This window comes from Nodosilinea sp. LEGE 07298, assembly GCF_015207265.1.
In the GTDB taxonomy this organism is placed as follows: Bacteria; Cyanobacteriota; Cyanobacteriia; order Phormidesmidales; family Phormidesmidaceae; genus Nodosilinea.
In genome coordinates this window covers 1-1,313 of sequence record NZ_JADEXE010000582.1, presented here as the reverse complement: position 1 = coordinate 1,313, position 1,313 = coordinate 1, and the positions used below count along the sequence as shown (strand labels likewise).

2 protein-coding genes are annotated in these 1,313 nt (G+C 55.1%); one reads left to right on the top strand and one right to left on the bottom strand.

What is annotated here, in order from left to right:
* Positions 1-100: transposase (locus tag IQ273_RS36285; RefSeq protein WP_194021068.1), on the bottom strand; the 100-nt coding region annotated here is incomplete at its 3' end.
* A 227-nt stretch (positions 101-327) separates the two neighbouring features.
* Between IQ273_RS36285 and IQ273_RS33200 the strand changes: the two genes are divergently transcribed.
* On the top strand, positions 328-1,313 hold a 986-nt coding region (locus IQ273_RS33200; protein WP_313898349.1), incomplete at its 3' end, for an AI-2E family transporter.

Genomic DNA, 1,313 nt, shown 5'->3' with positions numbered 1-1,313 from the left:
AGCCGCACTTCGGACACCGGATAACGCCGTCGGGCCAGCGCAACGTCCGAACGCTGTCGTAGCACTTGGCCTCTTCCAAAAGGTGTGTCAGGGTTAGCATGAGATCGCAGAGCAGGTGCACTTTAGTGTTCAGCCTAGCGAATACATCATCTGCTTGCAGGTCACCTCCCTGAAACACCTATTGAGCCAAAAAAAGAGCGATCGCTCCAGGCTGAAATCTGCTACTTTGCCTTAGGCTGTAGGTGGCCGTAAAGGCCGCGCCCTAATTGACCCAAGCCAACATTAAGCAAATTTATGGAGTACGGTGTAGCACCAGGCAACGAGCCCGTGACCACCAGTTGGCTAGCCCGCTGGTGGGAAAAACTTAGCCCCATAGCCCAGTCGATCCTGGTGCTGCTGGCCACCCCCCTGATAGTGCTCAACGTGTGGGCACTGTCCATTATCTTTGGCTACTTTCGCTCTATTTTGGTAACGGTGCTAATTGCTGGGCTGCTGGCATTTTTGCTCAGCTATCCCATGGGTCGTCTCGAAACTCTCGGTCTCAAGCGTGGTCTGGCCGCCACGCTGGTGCTGGTGCTGGCGCTGGTGGGGTTTTCGGGGCTAGCTATTATTGTGCTGCCCTTTGTGATTGACCAGGGTCAACAGCTGGTGGTGCGCCTGCCCGACTGGTTCGACTCGGGCAAAACCCAGCTCATGATGCTGGATGGCAAGCTAGCTGACTGGGGCTTACCGATCAACTTTGACGGCATTATTACTCTCACCAGCGATCGCCTTAAGCGCGAAATTCAGTCGATCGCGGGTGAAGCCCTCAATCTCACCATTAACGTAGCAGTGTTTACCGCCAATAAACTGCTCGACGTGGTGCTGACCATAGTGCTGACCTTCTACCTACTCCAGCATGGCGAAGAAGTCTGGGGAGGGGTTGTTAGCCTGCTGCCGTCTCGCCTTCAGCAGCCTTTTTCAGAGACCTTACGGCAGAGCTTTCGCAACTATTTTTTGGGGCAGTTCATCGTCGCTAGCTGCTTTGGTACCGCCCTGACCATTATTTTTGGCCTGCTCAACGTGCCCTTTGGATCGCTGTTTGGCCTCACCGTGGGGCTGCTGGCCTTAGTGCCTTTTGGGGGTACCGTTGGGGTGATCGTTGTAACGCTGCTGGTGGCCCTACGCGACATCAAAATTGCCATCCCCATGCTAATTTCTGCCGTGGTCGTGCAGCAGCTGGTCGAAAATGGTATTGCCCCTCGGGTGCTCGGCAGTGTTACCGGGCTCAACCCGTTTTGGGTTTTCATTGCTATTTTGTCGGGGGCCAGGGT